The organism is Mucilaginibacter sp. (assembly GCF_028288225.1).
GTDB lineage: Bacteria > Bacteroidota > Bacteroidia > Sphingobacteriales > Sphingobacteriaceae > Mucilaginibacter.
Map to the genome: position 1 here is coordinate 1 of NZ_JAQBOC010000085.1, position 22,483 is coordinate 22,483.

General features: G+C 41.2%; 17 protein-coding genes and 1 riboswitch. Of the genes, 12 read left to right on the forward strand and 5 right to left on the reverse strand.

From position 1 onward, the window contains the following. The first annotated feature begins 89 nt into the window (after window positions 1-89). Both era and der read left to right on the forward strand, forming a co-directional pair. Window positions 90-965, forward strand: a complete 876-nt coding sequence (gene era, locus JWQ54_RS25210) for a GTPase Era (RefSeq protein ID WP_299590575.1) — start codon at window positions 90-92, stop codon at window positions 963-965. A 170-nt stretch (window positions 966-1,135) separates the two neighbouring features. Continuing rightward, on the forward strand, window positions 1,136-2,437 hold the full coding sequence (der, locus tag JWQ54_RS25215) for a ribosome biogenesis GTPase Der (protein ID WP_299590576.1): 1,302 nt from the start codon (window positions 1,136-1,138) through the stop codon (window positions 2,435-2,437). A 40-nt stretch (window positions 2,438-2,477) separates the two neighbouring features. Here the strand turns inward: der and JWQ54_RS25220 are convergent, their stop codons facing one another. Continuing rightward, window positions 2,478-2,852 (reverse strand): four helix bundle protein, encoded by a 375-nt coding sequence (locus tag JWQ54_RS25220; RefSeq protein ID WP_299590577.1) that lies wholly within the window; start codon window positions 2,850-2,852, stop codon window positions 2,478-2,480. A 127-nt stretch (window positions 2,853-2,979) separates the two neighbouring features. Next, window positions 2,980-4,575: a S41 family peptidase gene (locus JWQ54_RS25225; protein ID WP_299590579.1), complete on the reverse strand. Its 1,596-nt coding sequence runs from the start codon at window positions 4,573-4,575 to the stop codon at window positions 2,980-2,982. A 241-nt stretch (window positions 4,576-4,816) separates the two neighbouring features. Between JWQ54_RS25225 and murQ the strand changes: the two genes are divergently transcribed. From murQ to metF, 6 genes are all read left to right on the forward strand, one after another. Next, a complete protein-coding gene (murQ, locus tag JWQ54_RS25230) occupies window positions 4,817-5,623 on the forward strand; it encodes an N-acetylmuramic acid 6-phosphate etherase (RefSeq protein ID WP_299590580.1) in 807 nt (268 codons plus the stop codon). A gap of 157 nt (window positions 5,624-5,780) precedes the next feature. Then, a complete protein-coding gene (locus tag JWQ54_RS25235; RefSeq protein ID WP_299590582.1) occupies window positions 5,781-6,347 on the forward strand; it encodes a hypothetical protein in 567 nt (188 codons plus the stop codon). A 147-nt stretch (window positions 6,348-6,494) separates the two neighbouring features. After that, the gene (locus JWQ54_RS25240) at window positions 6,495-7,226 is read left to right on the forward strand and encodes a Bax inhibitor-1/YccA family protein (protein WP_299590584.1); all 732 of its coding nucleotides are present in this window, start codon (window positions 6,495-6,497) and stop codon (window positions 7,224-7,226) included. Window positions 7,227-7,252: 26 nt separating this feature from the next. Next, the gene (locus tag JWQ54_RS25245) at window positions 7,253-7,393 is read left to right on the forward strand and encodes a hypothetical protein (protein ID WP_299590585.1); all 141 of its coding nucleotides are present in this window, start codon (window positions 7,253-7,255) and stop codon (window positions 7,391-7,393) included. Window positions 7,394-7,542: 149 nt separating this feature from the next. Beyond that, window positions 7,543-7,651: riboswitch (SAM riboswitch) on the forward strand. A gap of 159 nt (window positions 7,652-7,810) precedes the next feature. After that, window positions 7,811-11,530: a methionine synthase gene (gene metH, locus JWQ54_RS25250; protein ID WP_299590586.1), complete on the forward strand. Its 3,720-nt coding sequence runs from the start codon at window positions 7,811-7,813 to the stop codon at window positions 11,528-11,530. A 96-nt stretch (window positions 11,531-11,626) separates the two neighbouring features. After that, on the forward strand, window positions 11,627-12,580 hold the full coding sequence (metF, locus tag JWQ54_RS25255) for a methylenetetrahydrofolate reductase [NAD(P)H] (protein ID WP_299590587.1): 954 nt from the start codon (window positions 11,627-11,629) through the stop codon (window positions 12,578-12,580). A gap of 229 nt (window positions 12,581-12,809) precedes the next feature. Here the strand turns inward: metF and JWQ54_RS25260 are convergent, their stop codons facing one another. Continuing rightward, window positions 12,810-14,888 (reverse strand): M13 family metallopeptidase, encoded by a 2,079-nt coding sequence (locus JWQ54_RS25260; RefSeq protein ID WP_299590589.1) that lies wholly within the window; start codon window positions 14,886-14,888, stop codon window positions 12,810-12,812. A gap of 328 nt (window positions 14,889-15,216) precedes the next feature. Here JWQ54_RS25260 and JWQ54_RS25265 point away from each other — a divergent pair, with 328 nt between their 5' ends. Next, a complete protein-coding gene (locus JWQ54_RS25265; protein ID WP_299590590.1) occupies window positions 15,217-17,898 on the forward strand; it encodes a valine--tRNA ligase in 2,682 nt (893 codons plus the stop codon). Between the two features lie 112 nt (window positions 17,899-18,010). Continuing rightward, window positions 18,011-19,828 carry an ATP-binding protein gene (locus tag JWQ54_RS25270; protein WP_299590591.1) on the forward strand — a complete coding sequence of 606 codons (1,818 nt, stop codon included), beginning with the start codon at window positions 18,011-18,013 and terminating at the stop codon, window positions 19,826-19,828. Here JWQ54_RS25270 and JWQ54_RS25275 read toward each other — a convergent pair. Continuing rightward, on the reverse strand, window positions 19,813-20,271 hold the full coding sequence (locus JWQ54_RS25275; protein ID WP_299590593.1) for a type I restriction enzyme HsdR N-terminal domain-containing protein: 459 nt from the start codon (window positions 20,269-20,271) through the stop codon (window positions 19,813-19,815). The genes JWQ54_RS25270 and JWQ54_RS25275 overlap by 16 nt on opposite strands. A 169-nt stretch (window positions 20,272-20,440) precedes the next feature. Here JWQ54_RS25275 and holA point away from each other — a divergent pair, with 169 nt between their 5' ends. Both holA and JWQ54_RS25285 read left to right on the forward strand, forming a co-directional pair. Beyond that, window positions 20,441-21,463, forward strand: coding sequence for a DNA polymerase III subunit delta (gene holA, locus JWQ54_RS25280; protein ID WP_299590594.1), 1,023 nt, complete (start codon window positions 20,441-20,443; stop codon window positions 21,461-21,463). Between the two features lie 57 nt (window positions 21,464-21,520). Continuing rightward, a complete protein-coding gene (locus JWQ54_RS25285) occupies window positions 21,521-21,973 on the forward strand; it encodes a DUF6252 family protein (RefSeq protein ID WP_299590596.1) in 453 nt (150 codons plus the stop codon). Between the two features lie 63 nt (window positions 21,974-22,036). Here the strand turns inward: JWQ54_RS25285 and JWQ54_RS25290 are convergent, their stop codons facing one another. Then, window positions 22,037-22,474 carry a hypothetical protein gene (locus tag JWQ54_RS25290; protein ID WP_299590598.1) on the reverse strand — a complete coding sequence of 146 codons (438 nt, stop codon included), beginning with the start codon at window positions 22,472-22,474 and terminating at the stop codon, window positions 22,037-22,039. Window positions 22,475-22,483: the final 9 nt, after the last annotated feature.

Consider the following 22,483-nt stretch of genomic DNA (forward strand, 5'->3'; position numbering starts at 1 on the left):
CAAAAATGCATTTTACACTCCGTTTTAATTGGACTGCAAAGATATAATTCGTTTCTTTGCAGTCCAAATATTATTTTAATTATTTTTCTATGGCGCATAAGGCAGGTTTCGTGAGTATAATTGGTAAGCCCAACGCGGGCAAATCAACACTTATGAATGCCCTTGTTGGTGAAAAAATGTCAATCATCACCCCCAAGGCACAAACAACAAGGCACCGCATACTGGGTATTGTAAACGATGAGGACTACCAGATTGTATTTTCAGATACCCCCGGCGTTATTAAGCCACACTATGCCCTGCACGAAAGCATGATGCACCAGGTGGATGGCTCAATAGTTGATGCCGATCTGATATTGCTGGTTACCGATATTTATGAAGAATATGACGAGGCTGATGTGCTGAAAAAGCTGGAAGGCACGCAGGCGCCGGTAGCCGTGTTGATTAACAAGGTTGACCAAAGTGATGAGGAAACCGTAAAAGCCAAAGTGGAATTTTGGAAAGAGAAACTGAATCCGAAAGTGATTTTTGCTATATCAGCTTTAAAGGATTATAACGTGCTGGCGGTAATGAACTTTGTAATTGAGCATCTGCCCGAGCACGCTGCATATTATGAAAAGGACGCACTAACCGACAGGAATGACCGGTTTTTTGCATCGGAAATGATTAGGGCGCAGATCTTTAAACAATACAAAAAAGAGATTCCATATAGTACAGAGGTAATTGTAACTGCTTTTGTGGAGGGTGAGAAGCTGCACCGGATCAGCGCCGAAATTATAGTGGAGCGCGATTCGCAGAAAAACATAATTATAGGTAAAGGCGGCGAAATGCTTAAAATTGTTGGCACCTATGCCCGCCGGGATATGGAAGATTTTTTTCAGAAAAAGGTCTTTTTAGAAATGTTTGTAAAAGTTATCCCCGACTGGCGCAGTAAGAAAAATTACCTGAAACAATTTGGGTACGAATAAGATGTGAGATTTGAGATGGGAGATATGAGAGCCTTTAATTTGGTTATTTATCTGACATTTTAAGGCGCATCAATAAAAAATAATAAATAATTTTAGGTGTTGATTTCGGATGAGGGGTTTTTATCTCCCATCTCCCATCTCACATCTCACATCTCATATCTAAATCAAAAATGAGCAATATCGTAGCCATAGTGGGCAGGCCCAACGTAGGCAAATCAACTTTATATAACCGTTTAACTGAAACCCGCAAGGCTATTGTTGATGATTTTAGCGGTGTAACACGCGACAGGCACTACGGCGTATCTGAATGGATTGGGCGCCAGTTTACAGTAATAGATACCGGTGGCTATGTTGCCAATTCTGTTGATGTATTTGAAGCCGCCATCCGCGAGCAGGTAATTATTGCCATTGAAGAGGCAACCGTTATTTTATTTATGGTTGATGTAACCACAGGCATTACCGATCTGGATGATGAAATAGCTAATATATTGCGCAAAGGCAAAAAGCCTGTATTTGTGGTGGTGAACAAACTGGATAATAACCAGCAACTGGCAGATTCTATGGTGTTTTATAGCCTGGGACTTGGTGAACTTTACAATATTTCATCAATGACAGGCTCAGGAACCGGTGAGTTGCTTGACGAAGTGGTTAAGCATTTTGATGATGAGCCGCTTGAAGAAAACCAGCGGCCTAAATATGCTATTATCGGCCGGCCTAATGTTGGTAAATCTTCCATCATTAATTCGCTTATAGGGAAAGACCGTAACATTGTAACGCCAATTGCCGGGACCACCCGCGATTCTATCCATATCCATTACAACCAGTACGGGCATGATTTTATGCTGATCGACACAGCTGGGATGCGGAAAAAAACAAAGGTTAAAGAGAATATCGAGTTTTACTCGGTAATGCGTACCATTAAGGCGCTTGAAGAAGCCGACGTAGTGATATTGATGATAGATGCTGTTGAAGGGATCGAATCGCAGGATATCAATATTTTTCATCTCGCTGAGAAGAATAAAAAAGGTGTCGTTATTGTAGTAAACAAGTGGGACCTTATCGAAAAAAATAATAAAACCATTAAAGTTTTTGAAGAGCAGATCCGGGATAAAATAGCGCCGTTTACAGATGTTCCTATTGTTTTTACATCAGTTACCGAAAAGCAAAGGGTTTTAAAGGTTATTGAAACAGCCAATGAAGTTTATCAAAACAAGATCAGGAAGATCCCGACCTCAAAGCTGAACGAAATTATGCTGCCTATCATTGAGGCCTATCCGCCGCCATCAATAAAGGGTAAATATGTTAAAATAAAATACATCACGCAGATTGCAGGCACATCACCTATGTTTGCCTTCTTCTGTAATTTACCTCAATACGTAAAGGAACCTTACTACCGCTTTATAGAAAACAAGATCAGGGAAAACTTTAATTTTAACGGCGCACCGGTACAGGTTTGGTTTAGACAGAAGTAGAAGAGATTTCGGATTTCGGATGTTCGATTTCGGAATTGTTTTATTTATTATTTTTTGAATTTTTTTGATTTACTTTTGCCGTTTTACCAATTGCCGTAAATATGGCTGTAAGTTCATTGGCTTCCTTTTTTAAAGGGATAATGGTTTCTGATTTAATTAAACCTGATTCTTCCATTAGCTCAAGCCAATAAATAGATTCATCCGCTTCTTCTTCAACAATAACAATTTTATTAATGAAGTCTGCAGTTGATTTTCCTTTGCAGGCTGAACGATAATTAGCGCCAACTGAGGATGAGCTTCTTAATAATTGATTAGACAAAACATTCAACGAACGTCCTGCCGGAAGATCTTCAACAAATTTAATAACATCAATTGCAAATCTTTGTGTCCTGCGCTTTAATTCGGTTTTGTCCATAATTGTTGATTTAGGTTGTCAATTTGAGAATATTTTTATTTGATTCAAAACATTATATCTTGAAACCTCAAATCAAAAAATTCTAAATTCTTCAACAAATCCGAAATCGAACATCCGAAATCCGAAATCAACGAACCGCTTCCACCGCTTTTGCGAGTGTATTATCATCACCGTTTATGGCTTCGTAATAGGCATTATCTCCCCATTTAAAGCGGACGGCAGCTGCTTTAAGCATCGTTTTAATTATTGGCCTCGAGATCAGCAGCTCGTGTGAGTTTATATCTTTAACGGCTTGAGAAGCATATAGAATAAAGTTATCTACATCATCGTCATTGATAGTGTATTGTTTAATAAAAGCATCGGCAGTACTGAATTTGTTCAATTGCGGCTGAAGCTTATCAATAGTATAGGCAGTGAATTGCTGCTGATCGCTTAATTGCTGTAAAAGATAGGTGTTCTGGGTAGTGTCAGCCGGTACAAAAACATCGGGCATAATACCCCCGCCGCTAAAAACTTTACGGCCGCTTAGGGTACGGTAAGGAGATGGCCGTTTAAAGATACTGTCGTTAAGGTTGCTTTGGGCCGAAAATAGTTCGCCTTTCCGCATCCGCTCTGCTATCTCATTGTGATAGCTTTCTATTCCTGCTTTGTATGATTTTTGTATCGACCGGCCAGAAGGTGTATAATACCTCGCAATGGTTAAATTAACTGCCGACCCATCATTAAAAGCAAACTGCTGTTGTACAAGGCCCTTACCAAACGAGCGGCGGCCAACAATAATGGCACGATCCAGATCCTGCAAAGCGCCGGCCAGTATTTCACTTGCCGATGCTGAATATTCATCAATTATTACTGCTAATTTACCATCCTGGAATGTGCCTGAATCGGTAGCGAAATAATCACGGCGATCTTCATGAACGCCCTTCGTATAAACTATAAGCTTGCCTTTTTTTAAAAATTCGTCTGCAAGTGCTGTAGCCGTGTTGAGATAACCCCCTCCATTTTCACGCAGGTCGAGCACCAGTTTCTGCATGCCCTTTGTTTTTAGCTTACTTAAAGCATCTCTAAAATCAGCATCAGTAGTTAAAGCAAACTTGCTGATTTTGATATAACCAACATCGGGGGCAGCCATGTACGATGCATCAAGACTGCTGGTATTAACATATCCTCTTTTTAAGGTATATAACTTTTTGGCTGCAGAATTTTGACTGGCAACAGCAAGCAACAGCGTCGAATTTTTTTCGCCCCTTAAAGTTTTGCTTACAATCTGAACAGTAAGATGAGTTCCTGAAAACTTTTTATTGTTTACATCAATGATCTTATCACCGGTAACTAAGCCTGCGTTTGCAGCCGGGCCACCCGCATAAATTTGGGTAATTACCAGCGTATCACGCAGTAATTGGTATTCCAGGCCTATCCCGGTAAAGCCACCGGCAAGGCCTTCATTTAATGATGTTGCTTTTTGTTCAGGCAAATAAAGCGAATGCGGATCGAGGTTTTGCAACAGGTTGTTAACGGTAACGCCTTCAACACTGTCAACATTTACAGAATCTACGTAATTTTGCTTTACAAGATTAAGAACTTTTGAGATCTTATCGTTATCTTCTAATGAAAAACCCAGGCTTTGGTTCATCAGGTTACGATTACTGATAAATATGCCGATAGTTACGCCCAGCAAAACCAATACCATCGTTCTGAAAATTATACCAGCTGCTCTCTTCATACCTTCTAAATTACTACAAAGTTAATTAAATACAAGGAGATGTGAGACGTGAGATATAAGATTTGAGACGAGGTTTAATGATCTAAAGTCATTTTTTTATTATCTCACATCTCATGTCTCAAATCTTTCAATATTGAGATATAAGACGTGAGATATGAGATTTGAGATTGATCAAATGCCATTTTTTTTATCTCATATCTCAAATCTCACATCTTTCAATATTTTTCCCCAATTTTGTTAAATGGAAACCACAACCGAAAAGGAATCGCGCTACAATAACCTGGAACAAATGACGGTATTGGAGATCCTTGAAAATATAAACAAGGAAGATCAGACTGTTCCGCTGGCTGTGGCAAAAGCCTTGCCGCAAATTGAAAAGCTGGCAACTGTAACCGCAGTAAAAATGAAGGATGGTGGCCGGTTGTTTTACATTGGCGCCGGAACAAGCGGCAGGCTGGGGGTGGTTGATGCTTCGGAATGCCCGCCTACATTTGGTGTTCCGTTTGATGAAGTGGTCGGGATCATAGCAGGAGGAGATTTTGCCATCCGCAAAGCGGTTGAATTTGCAGAAGATGATGCTAACCAGGCCTGGATTGACCTGGCTGTGTATAATATTAATGAAAAGGATGTGCTGGTAGGCATAGCGGCATCCGGCACTACGCCTTATGTTATTGGCGGCTTAAAAAAAGCAAATGAAAATAATATTGTTACAGGGTGTATTGTTTGTAATGCCGGCAGCCCGCTTGCAGCCGCAGCAAAATACCCTGTTGAAGTTGTTACCGGCCCTGAATTTTTAACAGGGTCGACCCGAATGAAGGCTGGGACCGCGCAAAAGCTGGTTTTAAATATGCTGAGTACCTGTGTAATGATACAAATTGGCAAGGTAAAGGGAAATAAAATGGTTGATATGCAGCTAACCAACAATAAGCTGGTTGAACGCGGAACCCGCATGGTAATGAACGAAACCGGCCTGGACGAAAAAACAGCCGGCACTCTGCTGAAAAAACACGGAAGCGTTAGAAAAGCAGTAGAGAGCATTAAAAATTAATGTGCGGATTGAAAATGATGTGCGAATGTGCAAATATGCAGATGTGCGGATTATAAATTGGTTGGTAGAATAGAGAATGATTATTGGGACAGGCGGATGTTGGCGGATGCGAAGCTTAATTCGCATACTTGCACATCCGCACATTGGAAATTAGGATATGCACGAGATAGAACCATATTATAAATGGCGTGACGATTATGTTGCAGCAGAAGATGAATATTCGCCTTTTTATGCAACACAGTATAATGAGTTTGAGTTTGATAAACAGATCTACAATTACCTGTTACACCCGCAATGGGACTCATTCGGCTCAAATACTTTATACATGAAAGTGTTATTTGTTGATTACGAAAAAGCATACGCTATCATTGAATTTATAGGTGAATGGAATGATGCCATAAACAACGATATAATGCTGATGAAGCGCGAGATCATTGAGTTGATGATAGATAACGGCATCAATCATTTTATTTTGATAGGGGAGAATGTACTTAACTTTCATTCATCGGATGATTGCTATTACGAAGAATGGTTCCAGGATGTGGAAGATGGTTGGATAGCCGGGATAAATTTCAGGGATCACGTAATAGAGGAATTTAAGCGGAACAACATCGACTATTATATCAATTTTGGCGGCGCATTGGATGACCTTGGCTGGAGGTCATTAAAACCGATCCAAGTATTTAAAAAGGTTGAGGAACAACTGACAAAAAGGCTGAGTTAAATATTCGGTATGGGATTTGATATTAAATTAATAATTAAACTATTTAGGATTTTGTAAGTCTGATAAGGGAATTAAAAAATGTTTAATCTGGTATATAAATCTCATATCAATAATTAACTTTGAATAATTAATTTTTTTAATAAAAAAATGGAAAATAACACCCCTGACTACGTTTATAAAAACGTAATACAATTAAATGAAACTGATGCGTCGCGTAAATATTTAGCTAAGGTGTTTGCGTGGATGTTCGCTGCCCTGGGTATATCGGCTGTTGTGGCCTTTGAATTTTTTCTTAACCAGGGTTTAATGGATCTTATAATCAACCCTGCAGTGGGTGGATTTACCGGCTTAGGGTATGTTGCAATATTTGCACCGCTTGCCTTTTCCCTGGCACTAAGCTTTGGTATTAACCGCATGTCTTATCCTGTTACGTTAGTGCTGTTTATTACTTATGCAGCAACTATGGGGATAAGCTTAGGCGTTTTGGGACTTATTTACACTGCTAGTTCAATGTTTGGCGTGTTTTTAAGCGCATCGGCTGTTTTTGCTATTATGGCAATTGCGGGTTATACAACGCAAATGGATCTGACAAAATTTGGTTCAATATTGATGGTGATATTTTTTGGTGTATTTGCTGTAAGCATTATAAACTTCTTTTTGGGTAGTTCACAGCTTCAATACATCATAAGCTTTGCATTCATGGTAATTATGATAGGCCTTACGGCATATTATATCCAAATGCTGAAACGCATTGGTGCAGGTATTGAATACGGTACTGCTGAATCAAAAAAACTGGTGATCATAGGCGCTTTCGTGCTTTATACAACCTTTATTAACTTATTTATGTCAATGCTGCGTATTTTTGGCGGCAGAAGATAATTAAATTAAGCATTATTAATTTGCCGGTGAAAAGTTATAGTAAACTATTATTTAGCTTTTTACCGGCATTTTTATTTGCTGTAAGCGTCATAGCTGCCGTTCCGGTATTGACACCAGCCGTACCCGGCAAAAAAGCCAAACAAGCATTGGCTGATGTGGATCTATAACTAATAGCGTTGGTATATTTTACCTCTCAATTCCCGGCTCTTTTTCTAGTCTCTTGCCTCTTGATTCTTAAAGTCTTTCCCCGGTCATTTCTTGTCCTATGACAACTAAACTCTATTGTAAATTAATTGTTTATTCTGCATCTTTGTAGTGCTTATGGAGAAAGACGGAGGGATTAGACCCTGCGATGTCTTAGCAACCTGTACTTACAAGGTGCTACATTCTACTTATCAGCTACAAAGTGATAGGAAAGATAAGCGAAAGTCAACATTATACCCGACTTTTCGATATAAGCCATTTTTTAGTTTACAGTTTACAATTGGCAGTTTGCAGTTATTTTCTGTGAAGCTTTTCTGCAAACTTTAAACTGCTTACTGCTTACTGCTTACTGCAAACTGGCAACTGCCAACTGGATTAATATGGATATTAGAAAAGAATTAGAGAAACGCATCCTGGTTATTGACGGGGCAATGGGTACCATGATACAGCGGTACCAATTGACTGAGGCTGATTTCCGTGGCGAGCGTTTTCGTGAGCATGCAACCGACCTGCAGGGGAATAACGACCTGCTGAATATAACGCGCCCTGATATAATTAAGGCTATCCATGCTGAATACCTTGACGCAGGCGCGGATATTATTGAAACCAATACTTTCAGCACACAACGCATTTCACTGGCTGATTATAACCTGGAAGAACTGGCTTATGAGCTGAGCTATGAAGGCGCCCGTATTGCCCGTGAGGTTGCTGACGAATACAATAAAAAAACACCGGGGAAACCCAGGTTTGTGGCGGGTGCAATTGGCCCAACAAACCGTACGGCATCTTTGTCGCCGGACGTAAATGATCCTGGTTATCGTGCGGTAACATTTGACAATCTTGCCGAAGCTTATTACGACCAGGTTAGAGGTTTGGTTGATGGCGGATCGGACCTGTTAATTGTTGAAACGATATTTGATACGCTAAACGCCAAGGCAGCATTATTCGCTATAAACCGGTATAAAAACGAAAGTATAGCAGCTGGTAAAGATTATGCTCCGTTTAGGGGGCTGGGGAACATTATGATTTCGGGCACCATTACAGATGCTTCTGGCCGTACCTTATCCGGGCAAACGGTTGAGGCGTTTTGGGATTCTGTTAGCCATGCAAACCTGCTTTCGGTAGGTTTAAACTGTGCTTTGGGCGCAAAAGAAATGCGTCCGCACCTTGCCGAGCTGGCAGAAAAGGCCAATGTGTACATCTCGGCTTATCCGAACGCCGGCTTGCCTAATGAGTTTGGCCAGTATGATGAAACCGCACACGAAACAGCTCATCAAATTGATGATTTTATAAAAAACGGCCTGGTAAACATTGTAGGTGGCTGCTGCGGCACAACGCCTGAACATATTAAGTGTATTGCCGAAAAAGCTGCAAAATATCAGCCACGCCATATTCCGCAGATTGAGCCGCATATGCGCCTCAGTGGGTTGGAAGCTGTAACTATAACACCCGAAAGCATTTTTGTAAATGTGGGCGAGCGTACCAATATTACAGGTTCGCCAAAATTTTCAAAGCTAATTTTAGCCGAAGATTACGAGGCCGCTTTAACGGTTGCCCGTCAGCAGGTTGAAGGCGGCGCCCAGGTTATTGATATTAACATGGACGAGGGCATGATTGATTCGGAAGCGGTAATGGTTAAATTTTTGAACCTTGTTGCGTCTGAGCCTGATATTGCCAAACTGCCAATCATGATCGATTCATCAAAATGGACGGTGATTGAGGCTGGTTTAAAATGCATCCAGGGCAAGGGGATTGTTAACTCCATCTCGTTAAAAGAAGGCGAAGAAAAGTTTAAAGAGCAGGCCCGTAAGATCCTGAGCTATGGCGCTGCTACAGTTGTGATGGCATTTGATGAAACCGGCCAGGCCGATTCATTGCAGCGCCGTACGGAGATCTGTAAACGCTCATACGACATACTGGTGAATGAAGTGGGTTTCCCGCCGCAGGATATTATCTTCGACCCTAATATTTTAACCGTAGCCACAGGGCTTGAAGAACATAATAACTACGCTGTTGATTTTATTGAAGCCACCCGCTGGATAAAACAAAACCTGCCGCACGCCAAAGTAAGCGGCGGTGTAAGTAATATATCCTTCTCTTTCAGGGGTAACAATACTGTGCGCGAGGCCATGCACTCAGCTTTCCTGTATCACGCTATAAAGGCAGGTATGGATATGGGTATTGTAAACGCCGGCATGCTGGAGGTTTACGAAGAGATCCCTAAAAATCTGCTTGAGCTGGTTGAAGATGTGTTGCTTAACCGCAGGCCGGATGCTACCGAACGTTTGGTTGAATTTGCAGATACCATAAAAAGTAAAGGGAAAGAAATTGTAAGGGACGAGGAATGGCGCAAAGACCCGGTTGCTAAACGTTTATCACATGCGCTTGTAAAAGGTATTATCGAATACCTTGATGATGATGTGGAAGAAGCAAGGCAACAATATGCTAAACCGCTTGAAGTGATAGAAGGGCCGCTGATGGATGGCATGAACATAGTTGGTGACCTTTTTGGTGCCGGTAAGATGTTTTTACCCCAGGTAGTAAAATCTGCCCGTGTAATGAAAAAGGCCGTGGCTTATCTGTTGCCATTCATCGAACTTGAAAAACAAAGAGTTATTGATGCAGGCGAGGATTCCAGCGGAAGCAGGGCCAATGCCGGTAAAGTGTTAATGGCCACTGTAAAAGGCGACGTGCATGATATTGGTAAAAACATTGTAGGCGTGGTTTTGGCCTGTAATAATTTTGAGGTGATTGACCTTGGCGTGATGGTGCCTGCTCAACGGATAATTGAAGAAGCTAAAAAGCAAAATGTAGATATCATAGGCCTTAGCGGATTAATAACACCATCATTGGATGAAATGGTTCACTTTGCCAAAGAGATGGAGCGCGAAGGCTTTACCATTCCGTTAATTATTGGAGGGGCAACAACATCCCGGATCCATGCCGCGGTAAAGGTGGCGCCAAATTATTCGGGGGCTGCAATCCACGTGCTTGATGCTTCGCGCAGCGTTACGGTTTGCAGCAGCCTGATGAGCAAGGATAACCGTGATGCCTATATTCAAGGGATAAAGGATGAGTATGAAAAAGCACGCGAGGCGCATTTAAATAAAAAGTCTGATAAACGTTTTGTAAGTATAGATGAGGCCCGGAAATCAAAATTCCAGATCAGTTTGGATGGTGACGTGACTCCAAAACCAACATTTACAGGTACCAAAGTATTTGAAAACTATCCGCTTGAAGAATTACTGCCTTATATAGACTGGACACCGTTTTTCCATACCTGGGAACTGCGCGGCAGTTATCCGAAGATCTTTGCAGATAAGTTTGTAGGCGATGAAGCCAAAAAGCTTTATGATGATGCACAGGTATTGTTAAAAAAGATAGTGGACGAAAAGTTGTTGCAGGCAAATGGCGTAATTGGCTTTTGGCCAGCCAGCAGTGTTGGCGATGACATTGAGCTTTACACAGACGATAGCCGCAAAACACTGCTTACCCGCATTCACACCCTGCGTCAGCAGGCAGAAAAGGTAAAGGGCGATCCACATTATGCACTGTCGGATTTTATAGCCACAAAAGAAAGCGGCGTGCCCGACTATTTTGGCGGTTTTGCAGTAACAACAGGCTTAGGTTGTGATGAACTGGTTGCCAAATTTGAAAAGGATTACGACGATTATAACAGCATAATGGCCAAAGCCCTTGCCGACCGTTTGGCAGAAGCCTTTGCCGAAAAGATGCATGAACTGGTACGTAAAGAATACTGGGGCTATTCAAAGGGCGAGCAATTGAGCACTGATGATCTGATAAAAGAAGAGTACCAGGGCATCCGCCCGGCGCCGGGTTATCCCGCTTGTCCGGATCACACGGAAAAAACTACTTTATTTGAATTACTTAAAGCTGAAGATAACGCACGCATGTACCTTACCGAAAGCCTGGCGATGACCCCGGCAGCATCAGTAAGCGGGTTTTATTTTGCACATCCGCAGGCCAGATATTTTGGACTTGGAAAAATTAGTAAAGACCAGGTAGAAGATTATGCTGTAAGGAAGAATATGCCGTTAGAGGAAGTTGAGCGTTGGCTGGGGCCTAACATAAATTATTAGCCCCCCGACCCCCTAAAGGGGGAGCAAAGCTGAGGGATCAAAGACAAATTAAATAACAAACTAAAAATATATTCCCCCTTTAGGGGGCCAGGGGGCATGAAAATCACAGAACATATACAAAACGCCAAAGGCAAAACGCTTTTTTCCTTCGAACTTTTACCGCCTGTAAAGGGGCAAAGCATTCAGGGTATTTATAATGCGATAGATCCATTGATGGAGTTTAAGCCGCCGTTTATAGATGTAACCTATCACCGCGAAGATTATATCTACAAGCAACACGATAACGGCTTGCTGGAAAAAGTAGCCTATCGTAAGCGCCCGGGAACGGTGGCTATTTGTGCGGCAATTATGAACAAGTATAAGGTTGATGCGGTGCCACATTTAATTTGCGGTGGTTTTACCAAAGAGGAAACCGAGAATGCCCTGATTGACCTGCAGTTTTTGGGAATAGATAATATTTTGGTTTTGCGTGGTGATGCCAGGCAGGCTGATGCCTCATTTATCCCAACCGCCGGTGGACATTCTTATGCTACAGACCTGTTACAACAAGTTGTGGATATGAATAGTGGTAAATACCTGTATGAAGATCATGAAGTGGTTAATGCCAACTTTTGTATTGGCGTAGCAGGTTATCCTGAAAAGCACTTTGAGGCACCTAACCTAAAAACCGATTTTAGATACCTGAAACAAAAAGTTGACATGGGAGCAGAATTTATTGTGACCCAAATGTTTTTTGATAACAGCAAATATATTGAGTTTGTAAAGCAGTGCCGCGAAAACGGCATTAACGTACCTGTTATTCCCGGCTTAAAACCCATTACATCATCCAAACAACTGATCAACCTGCCTAAAATATTTCATATTGACATCCCTGATGATTTGAGCGATGCCGTACATGCATGTAAATCTGAAAAAGAAGTAAAAGAAGTTGGTATTGAGTGGATGATAGCTCAATGTAAAGAATTGGTAGACGTTGGCGCACCTGTATTGCATTTTTATACTATGAGTAATCCAGGGCCTACAAAGAAAATTGCGGAGGCGATATTTTAGGAAAGTCCGAAAGTCCGAAAGTCCGAAAGTCCGAAACACATTATGTTAACTTGGCCTTATGATCCAAAATTTCGTGAAATCTTCCCCCAAACCGTGGTCTGTGTCCTCACAGACCACTACAAAGCCGGCTGTGAGGACACAGCCGGGGGATAAGGAGATTAAATAATAAAGCCTGCTTTTTAGCAGGCTTTATTTATGGTCTATCGTCCATGGACAATGGACTCAAAAACTACCACACCTTCGTCCTGTCCTCCGGTTTCTTATACAGTTTATCACCTGGTTTTACCCCAAAAGCTTTATACCAGGCATCAATGTTTGTTAACGGTGCAATGATGCGGTATTGTTCTGGCGAATGCGGATCTGTTAAGATGCGTTGCGCGGCAGCTTCGGGGCGTTGCGAGCTTCTCCACACCTGCGCCCATGACAGGAAGAAGCGCTGATCCGGTGTAAATCCATCAATTTTTGTGTTTGATTTACCTTCCTTAGTTTTCTTAAAAGCAGCATAAGCCACATTCAATCCGCCAAGATCCGCAAGGTTTTCACCTAATGTTAGCTTGCCATTTACATGAATAGTATCCACCACGGTAAAGCCGTTGTACTGTGCAACCACCTGGTCCGCACGTGATTTGAATTTATCAGCATCATCTTTTGTCCACCAGTCGCGCAAGGTACCATCGGCATCATATTGGCGGCCCTGGTCGTCAAAACCATGGGTCATTTCATGGCCAATAACGGCGCCAATACCGCCATAATTAACAGCATCATCAGCCCCAAAATCAAAGAATGGGAATTGTAAGATTCCTGCGGGGAAAACAATCTCATTGTTATTAGGGCTGTAATAAGCATTAACGGTTGGGGGGCTCATACTCCAGCGGGTTTTATCAATCGGTTTACCCAACTGGCTTACGTTGTAGTTGTATCTCCATTGCGAGATCCTGCGCAGGTTACCGTAATAATCGCCTCTTTCAATGTCCAAACCGGCATAATCCTGCCATTTATCAGGGTAACCAATTTTTACGGTAAATGCAGCCAGTTTTTTTAAGGCACGGCCCTTTGTTTCCGGGCTCATCCATGTTAGGCCCTGGATGCGTTCGCCTAAAGTAGCTTTAAGGTTATTCACCAAGTTCGCCATGTATTGCTTTGCGGCCGGGCTAAAATATTTTTCTACATAGATTTGTCCCAATAATTCACCAAGACTGCCGTCAACCAGGCCCGACATGCGTTCATCGCGCGGCGCCTGTACCTTTTGCCCGCTCAATGCTGCGCTGAAATCAAAGCTCGCCTTCACAAACGGTGAGCTAAGCGATGATGCAGACCCTTTCAAAACATTCCATTGCAGGTACGTTTTCCAATCGGCAACAGGGGTTGCAGCCAGCTGCGCATCCAAAGCTTTATAATAATCAGGCGAGGAAACGATAACCGTATCCTGCCCGGTAATTTTCATCAACGGCAGCAGCTGCGCCCAATTTAAGTGCGGGGTAAGCTTACCGAAATCAGCTACAGCAAGTTTGTGGTAGATTTTATTTGGATCTCGCATGGCAACGCGGCTGAGCTGAGCATTTGCAATGGCGGTTTCTATGGTGAATATAGTTTCTGCATTTTTTGCAGCATCTGCATCGCTTGCACCGGTTAGCGTAAATAACGAAATGATATATTGCTTATAAGCGGCCTGGATCTTTTTGGTACGGGCGTCATCCTTTATATAATTGTCCCGATCGGGCAGGCTGGTGCCGCCCTGGCCAAAGCTTACTATATTTACAGTTGGATGTTTGGAATCCTGACCAACGCCAAAACCAAATAATGGACTGCCAACGCCATTGGTACGCTCATAAACTGCTTCTTTTATTACACCATCAAGGTCATCTATTTTGCCAACACGCTCCAGATCGGGTTTTATGGGGTCGTACCCGCGTTTTTCAATGGCAAGGCTATCCATTCCGCTCGCATACAGGTCACCAACACGCTGTTTCAGGCTGCCTTTTGACTCTCCCGGAGCTTTACTTACGTCGTTCAATATTCCCAGCAGCCTGTTTGTGTTTCCCTGGTGAAGGATCCCAAAACTACCCCAGCGCGTTTCTTTTGCAGGTATGGCATTGTTTTTTACCCATTTACCATCAGCATATTCAAAGAAATCATCACCCGGTTTAACCGAGAAATCCATATTTGCCGGGTCAATATATTTTTTGAGGTTTAATGAAAGATCCGGAGATTTTGGCTTATCCTTCATTTTCGCGCCAACCTGGGCGAAGGCATTTACCGATAGGCAGAGCATTCCCATCAGCATAAAATTCTTTATGTTTTGTTTCATATCAGTTACTGAAAACTAAAGTTAACAAATTCAGGGTGAAGCCTGCAAGCCGGCGTGGAAGGAGGCTAACGGTTAAACCACTTTATCAGGAAAGAGGACTTCGCTCTTTTAAGCATTTCAAGCAGATAACGGTGCAATGACAATGTTTTCATAGCCATAAAGGATGTTTTTAGATTTAACTTTTTAATTGTAAAAATATTGTGGCAGAAGGGTTAGCAGATGATTATTAGTCAATGGACCATGGCAGGGAACAAAAAGAATCGCTATGGACCATGGACTATCGACTATGATCTAAAAAAACCATGAACTATTATTAAATTTGCAGCCTATGAGTATTTCTAAAACATACCTGCCCAAAGAAGCCGAAGAAAAGTGGTACAGTTACTGGTTAAAGCATGATTTTTTTAAATCGGTGCCTGATGAACGCGAGCCATACACAATTGTAATTCCGCCGCCAAATGTTACCGGCGTGCTGCACATGGGCCATATGTTGAACAATACCATACAGGATGTACTGATCCGCCGCGCGCGCATGAAAGGCAAAAACGCCTGCTGGGTACCCGGCACTGACCACGCCAGTATTGCTACCGAAGCAAAAGTGGTTGCTATGCTTAAGGAGCGCGGGATCAGTAAAACGGATTTGACCCGTGCCGAATTTTTAGAATATGCCTGGGAATGGAAGGAAAAATACGGTGGTATTATCCTTGAACAGCTTAAAAAATTGGGTGCATCATGTGATTGGGATCGTACGCGGTTCACCATGGAGGCTGATCTGTCGGAAGCTGTAATTGATACTTTTATTAAGCTCTATAAAAAAGGACTTATATACCGTGGCGTACGCATGGTAAACTGGGATCCGCAGGGGAAAACTGCAGTATCTGATGAGGAGGTTATCCGTAAGGAAGTAAATCAGAAATTGTATTATATACGATATAAAGTCTCAAGCCCTCAGTCTGAAGCCTCGAGTCAAAATGCGACTTTGGACTCCGAACTTAAGACTTCGGACTACCTCACCATCGCTACTACCCGCCCCGAGACCATTATGGCTGACGCGGCCATTTGTATCAATCCTAATGATGAGCGATATTTGCATTTACATGGTAAAAAAGTGTTGATCCCGCTTATTAACAGGGAGATCCCGGTTATTTTGGATGAGTATGTAACGATGGACTTTGGCACCGGTTGTTTGAAGGTAACACCCGCGCATGACCTGAATGACTATGAGCTTGGTCAGAAACATAACCTGCCGGTTATTGATATTTTAAATGACGACGGTACACTTAATGAAAAGGCACAGATCCTGGTGGGAGAGGATCGTTTTGCTGCCCGTAAAAAAATAGTTGTTTTGCTGGAAGCTGATGGCTATTTGGATAAAGTTGAAGACTATAAATCGCAGATAGGTTTTTCGGAACGTACAGACGCGGTAATTGAGCCAAGACTGTCTATGCAATGGTTTTGCAAGATGGAAGAAATGGCGAAGCCGGCGCTTGATTATGTATTGAAGGGCGAGATAAAACTGATCCCTGATAAATTCATAAATACGTACCGCCATTGGATGGAGAACATAAGGGATTGGAATATAAGCCGCCAGTTATGGTGGGGTCAGCAGATTCCTGCGTGGTATTTACCAAACGGACAGTTTGTAATTGCTAAAACTGCGGATGAAGCCCTTGAGCTTGCAAAAGCAGAGCCTAGTAATTCAGGACTTACAACTTCGGATTTAAAACAGGATGAAGATGTTTTAGACACATGGTTCTCTTCATGGTTATGGCCGATCTCGGTATTTGACGGTTTTAAAGATCCAAACAACGCGGATGTAAACTATTACTATCCAACAAATGATTTGGTTACTGCTCCTGAGATCCTTTTCTTTTGGGTTGCAAGGATGATAATGGCCGGGCACGAGTTTAGGGGGGAGGCGCCGTTTAAAAACGTTTATCTTACCGGGATAGTTAGGGATAAGCTTGGCCGTAAAATGTCAAAATCATTAGGTAATTCGCCTGATCCGCTTAGCCTGATTGAAAAGTTTGGCGCTGATGGCGTTAGAGTAGGAATGTTGTTATGCTCGCCTGCAGGTAACGATTTAATGTTTGATGAAAGCTACTGTGAGCAAGGCCGTAATTTTGCCAACAAGATCTGGAACGCATTTAAACTGATTAAAGGGTGGGAAGTTGATGAAAATTTAAAAAATGATAACCAGGTAGCTATTGATTGGTTTGAGAGCAGGTTTAACCAGGCTTTAACAGAAATTGAAAGCAACTTTGAACAATTCCGTCTTTCAGAGGCTTTAATGACCACCTATAAGCTGGTATGGGACGATTTTTGCGCATGGTACCTGGAAATGATCAAGCCGGTTTATCAGCAGCCTATTGACAGGCAAACCTATGATAAAACCATTGCATTTTTCCAGGACGTTTTAAAGATCCTGCATCCTTTTATGCCATTTATTACTGAAGAGCTGTGGCATGATGAGCTGTTTGGCGAGCGCCCTGAGCTTGACTGTTGTATAATTGCCCAGTTACCAAAATTTGGGCAAATAAATACACATCTGCTTGACGATATTGAAATGATAAAACAGGTAATTACGCAAGTGCGTAATATTCGTAACGCAAAACAAATATCGCCGAAAGAAAAACTGGCACTTTCGGTTAAAGCAAATTCGGGAGTTGCTTATAAGAATTACGAATTAATTATTACGAAACTTGGTAACATCGGCACCTTTGATTTTGCGACCGATAAAATAGCCCAGTCTGCCGGCTTTATGGTCTCAACAGACGAGTTTTACGTTCCGCTAAACGAAAGTATAGACCCAGTTGCTGAGTGCGCAAAGCTGCAAAAAGAAAAAGAGTATTTAAATGGATTTTTAAAAGCAGTTAACTCAAAGTTAGGAAATGAACGGTTTATGAGTAACGCAAAGCCTGACATAATTGAGGTTGAGTTAAAGAAAAAAGCCGACGCTGAGGCCAAACTAAAAATACTGGAAGAGAACTTATCGGCTTTGGCTTGTTAATTGCCTGTATGGTTGTGATAAATTATTGTGAGCAGGGGGTTCTAAGTTTTTTTAGCCTCCTTGCTATTATTGATTTTTATAATCAACTTTAACAGTTAAGTGCCAACATTTAATGAGCAAGGACGCAGGTTTTTTTAATTTTTCCATCCGAAATATAATTTCAAACGACCAGTCCATTCTTGATCAGGCGCGTATCCGTTTATTATATTATGGCTTCTTCATAGTATTTGTTGCAGTTGCCGGCTTATTTTTCAGTGTTTACCTCCAGCACTTGCCTTTACTCACCAAAATATCAGGCATTGTATTAGTGTGCGTGGCTGTTTTATTTAAATATCTTACCTATAAACCGCAGTGGCGTTATATATCCCATACTTTACTTCTTATTGCAACCCTTGTTAATTTAAGCAACGTTTTTATTGTTATACAAAAAGTTGATATTATAACCATCCAGGTAATATTGCTGGTGGTTATATTCAGCTATTATATGCTGGGGCACGGCTGGGGGATATTTTATTCGCTTTTAAACATTATACCCGTAATGGCATTTTATGTGCTGGAGTATAATGAAAACTACTTTATCCCGCTAAGACCTGAAAGCATCGACGAGGCAACAATTATAATTAGCATGTTTGCCAATTTTATAATTATAATTTTTATTCACAGCCACTTTTATAACGCATTTTTTAAAAATATAAAAGAGTTGGAAGAAACCAGCCAGGAACAAGCCATCCTCAATAATAAATTAGGGTTGGCAATTGATAAAGCCGAAAAATCATCACAAATAAAATCAGAATTTTTGGCAACCATGTCGCATGAGATCCGCACGCCTTTGAATGCTATTGTGGGGATGAGTAATTTGATGATAATGGCTAACCCGAGGCTGGATCAAAAAGAAAACCTTAACGTTTTAAAATCCTCGGCAAATAACCTGCAATCTATAGTAAATGATGTGTTGGATTTTAATAAAATTGAGGCTGGTAAGGTAATATTTGAGCATACCAAATTCAGCATTGTTGATTTATTGCAAAATATTTGCGGAGCCCAACAGATAAAGGCCGAACAAAAAGGACTTACGTTTACACTGAAAATTGACCCAACGTTGAATAACAGAGTGCTTGTAGGCGATCCTACCCGGTTAACCCAGGTATTATTTAACCTGATAAGCAATGCAATAAAATTTACCAGGGAGGGGAATATTTATGTTAAGGCTTTTTGCTACGAAGACCGTAATAACAAATTACGGGTAACCTTTACTATAAAAGATACGGGTATTGGTATTGATAAAAATAACCTTCAGAGTATTTTTGAGCCTTTTACCCAAGAGTCAATAACTACTACGCGGCAGTATGGCGGAACAGGTATGGGTTTGGCTATTGTAAAGCGTTTGCTTGAATTACAGGGACTGCAGATGCATGTTTCAAGCAAAGTTGGCGAAGGTTCTGAGTTTTCATTTAATATGGAATTTGCTATATCATCGGCAAGTATAAATGAGGTCGGAGAAAAACATCCCCTGTTGCAAAACACAGGGGCTTTAAGTAACCTTAAGATGCTTATTGCCGAGGATAACCCGGTGAATGTATTGCTGATGAAAAAGCTGCTTTCCAAATGGAAAATAGTACCTACCATAGCTGAAAATGGTGAGGTGGCGATTGATGTTTTTAAAAAGGGTAATTTCGATATTATTTTAATGGACCTGCAAATGCCGGTTATGAACGGCTTTGATGCCGCCATGGAGATCAGAAAGCTGCCTGATGCTAAGAAAGCAAACATTCCTATTATAGCTTTAACCGCAGCCGCTTTGCTGGATATTGAAGAACAGGTTTTACATGCTGGGATGAATGATTATGTATCAAAACCGTTTAAACCCGAAGAACTTATGGAAAAGATCCAAAACCTGGTTTTTGCTGTTACCGCTCATGGCTCATTGTAAAAAGGCAATTCCTCAATAAACTTATAATCCTGTTTAACAAAATCAATACGGCAGTAATAATGCTGCAGGCCATTAGTAACAGCAAGCAGCTTTACTTTATGAACCATATTATACCTGGCCACCTGGTCGAAGGTTTTTTGGTCGATGATAATTGAGGGTGCTTTGCACTCAACCAGCAATATTTTTTCTCCCGACGAATTATAAACCACAATATCTGTCCGTTTAGCCATTCCGTGCAGTTTATGACCGCCCTCAAGCTTTATTAATGTTTTAGGATATTTCTTTTGGTTGATGAGGTATTGTACAAAATGCTGGCGCACCCATTCTTCGGGGGTAATTATAATATTCCTTTTCCTGATCACATCAAACAACATTAACTGGCCGTTGAGGTCGTTTATTTTGAAAGGGTAAGGAGGGAGGTTGAGCGGCAGCAGCAGATCCATTATGCGAAAATGGAAATTTTAGAGGTGTAATCCTAATGTTTAATTAGTGAATAATGAGTGGTTGATTAAGTGAGTTGTTGAGTGCAGGCAGGTGATTTATAATAGTATTTTAACTATTCACTACTCACCACTTAACCACTCACCAAAAATCCTTAATTTGCACACTGAAATGACGGCAAGCGATATTATTAAAGATCTTAAGAATAAAAAATATAAACCCCTGTATTTACTGCATGGCGAGGAGCCTTATTTTATTGACTTAGTGGGCGAATATGTAGAGCGTAAGCTTTTGCCCGAAGCCGAAAAAGGCTTTAACCAAACCGTTTTGTATGGTAAGGATACCGATATAATGACCGTTCTTAACGCCTCAAAACGCTACCCAATGATGGCCGATTACCAGGTGGTTTTGATAAAAGAGGCACAAGATATGAAATGGGGGAGTGACGATGCCGATAAAAAAGGGATGAACCCCTTATTAAGCTATTTGGAGAATCCGCTGCCAAGCACCATTCTTGTTTTTTGCTACAAGTACGGCAAGTTTGATAAACGTAAAAAAACATATAAGGCAATTGAAAAAAACGGGGTGATTTTTGAATCGGCTGCCTTGTATGATAGCAAGATTCCTGCATGGATTGAAGGTTTTATAGCTGAAAAAGGATATAAGATAAACCAGCAGGCCTCATTAATGCTGGCTGAATATTTGGGTAATGATCTTTCAAAGATCTCCAACGAGCTTGAAAAACTGATGCTGAATGTAGAGGCAGGGCAGGAGATTACACTGAAACATATTCATGATAATATAGGGATCAGCAAAGAATACAATGTGTTTGAATTGCAGGCAGCTCTTGGTAAAAAGGATGCTTTAAAGGCAAACCAGATCATTAACTATTTTGAAGCCAATCCGAAAGCCAACCCTATAGTGCTGGTATTGGGTAATTTAAATAACTTTTTCAGCAAGGTGCTTACCTATCATTACGTTAAAGATAAATCACCGCAAAACCTGGCAAGGGAGCTGGGGATCAGTCCATATTTTATAAAGGATTATGAGCAGGCTGCGCGCAGTTATAACTACGGTAAAACCATGCAGATCATCAGCTACCTGCGTGAGTATGACCTGAAATGCAAAGGTGTTGATTCAAATACCGGTAACGGTGAATTGATGAAGGAATTGGTGTTTAAGATTTTGCACTGAAAATTGATTGAGCGCATATTAAAAGTTTCGCTATCTTGCACACTCTAAATCTTAAACATGAAACGAATAAAACCAGTATTATTTCTTCTTATCCTTTGTATTTTAGCGTTTAATTCCTGCAAAAAAAGTGGTAGTTCGCCAACAAATGCAATTAACATTTCATTAAAAATTAACGGCACGGCAAAAACCTCGTCAGCGCCTGTAGCCGATTATATTGTTAGTGAGAAGTCACTTCAAATAATGGGGGCATTTGGCACTGAAGGCGTATCAATAATGATTCAGAATGTTAAAGTGGGGACCTTTGATGTAGCCAAAGACGAGGCCATAATGACCTACTCAGTAAAGCCCGATTTTCAATACACTTACCTTGGCACAACAGGTAAAGTTACCATAACTTCATTTACTGATACCACAGTTGCCGGTACATTTGCATTTAGCGGTACCGACATGAATGGCCTTAACGGCGTTGTTACCGAAGGGAAATTCCAGGCTAAGCTTTATAAACAGTAACGGTTATTTGATATAAAAAACTCACTAAGTTTTCAAAACTTCGTGAGTTTTTTTAAAGCACGGTCAGGCCTTTTCTTCAAACTTATCTGAGGCTACTCTTATCCTGTTATCCGGCATGCTCTCCATCTCGAATAAAAGGGTGACCTTTCCGTCTTTGCCTTCAATAGTTATGGTTATATTTTTATCCTGTCCATCATTGTTTGTCAACAGGGCTTTAATAACTGTTTTTCCCTCTTTATAGGGCACTTTCCAATTGCAGGTATCAGCATTTATGGTGCCGCCCCATTCATGGTTGTCATTTATGGTAATATCAACCCTGGTTTTACTTATTTCTACCATTGCAGACTCATCAACTGTTCGGGTCACAACACCGGCGGCATTTAAATGATCTGTTTTTGATGAAGTAAGCACAACTTTTTTATCGCACTGGGCAATGCTTGCAGCGGATAAGCCTGCCAGTAAAGTAATGGTCAGGAATGTTTTTTTGATATATTGATTCATGATCTTTTA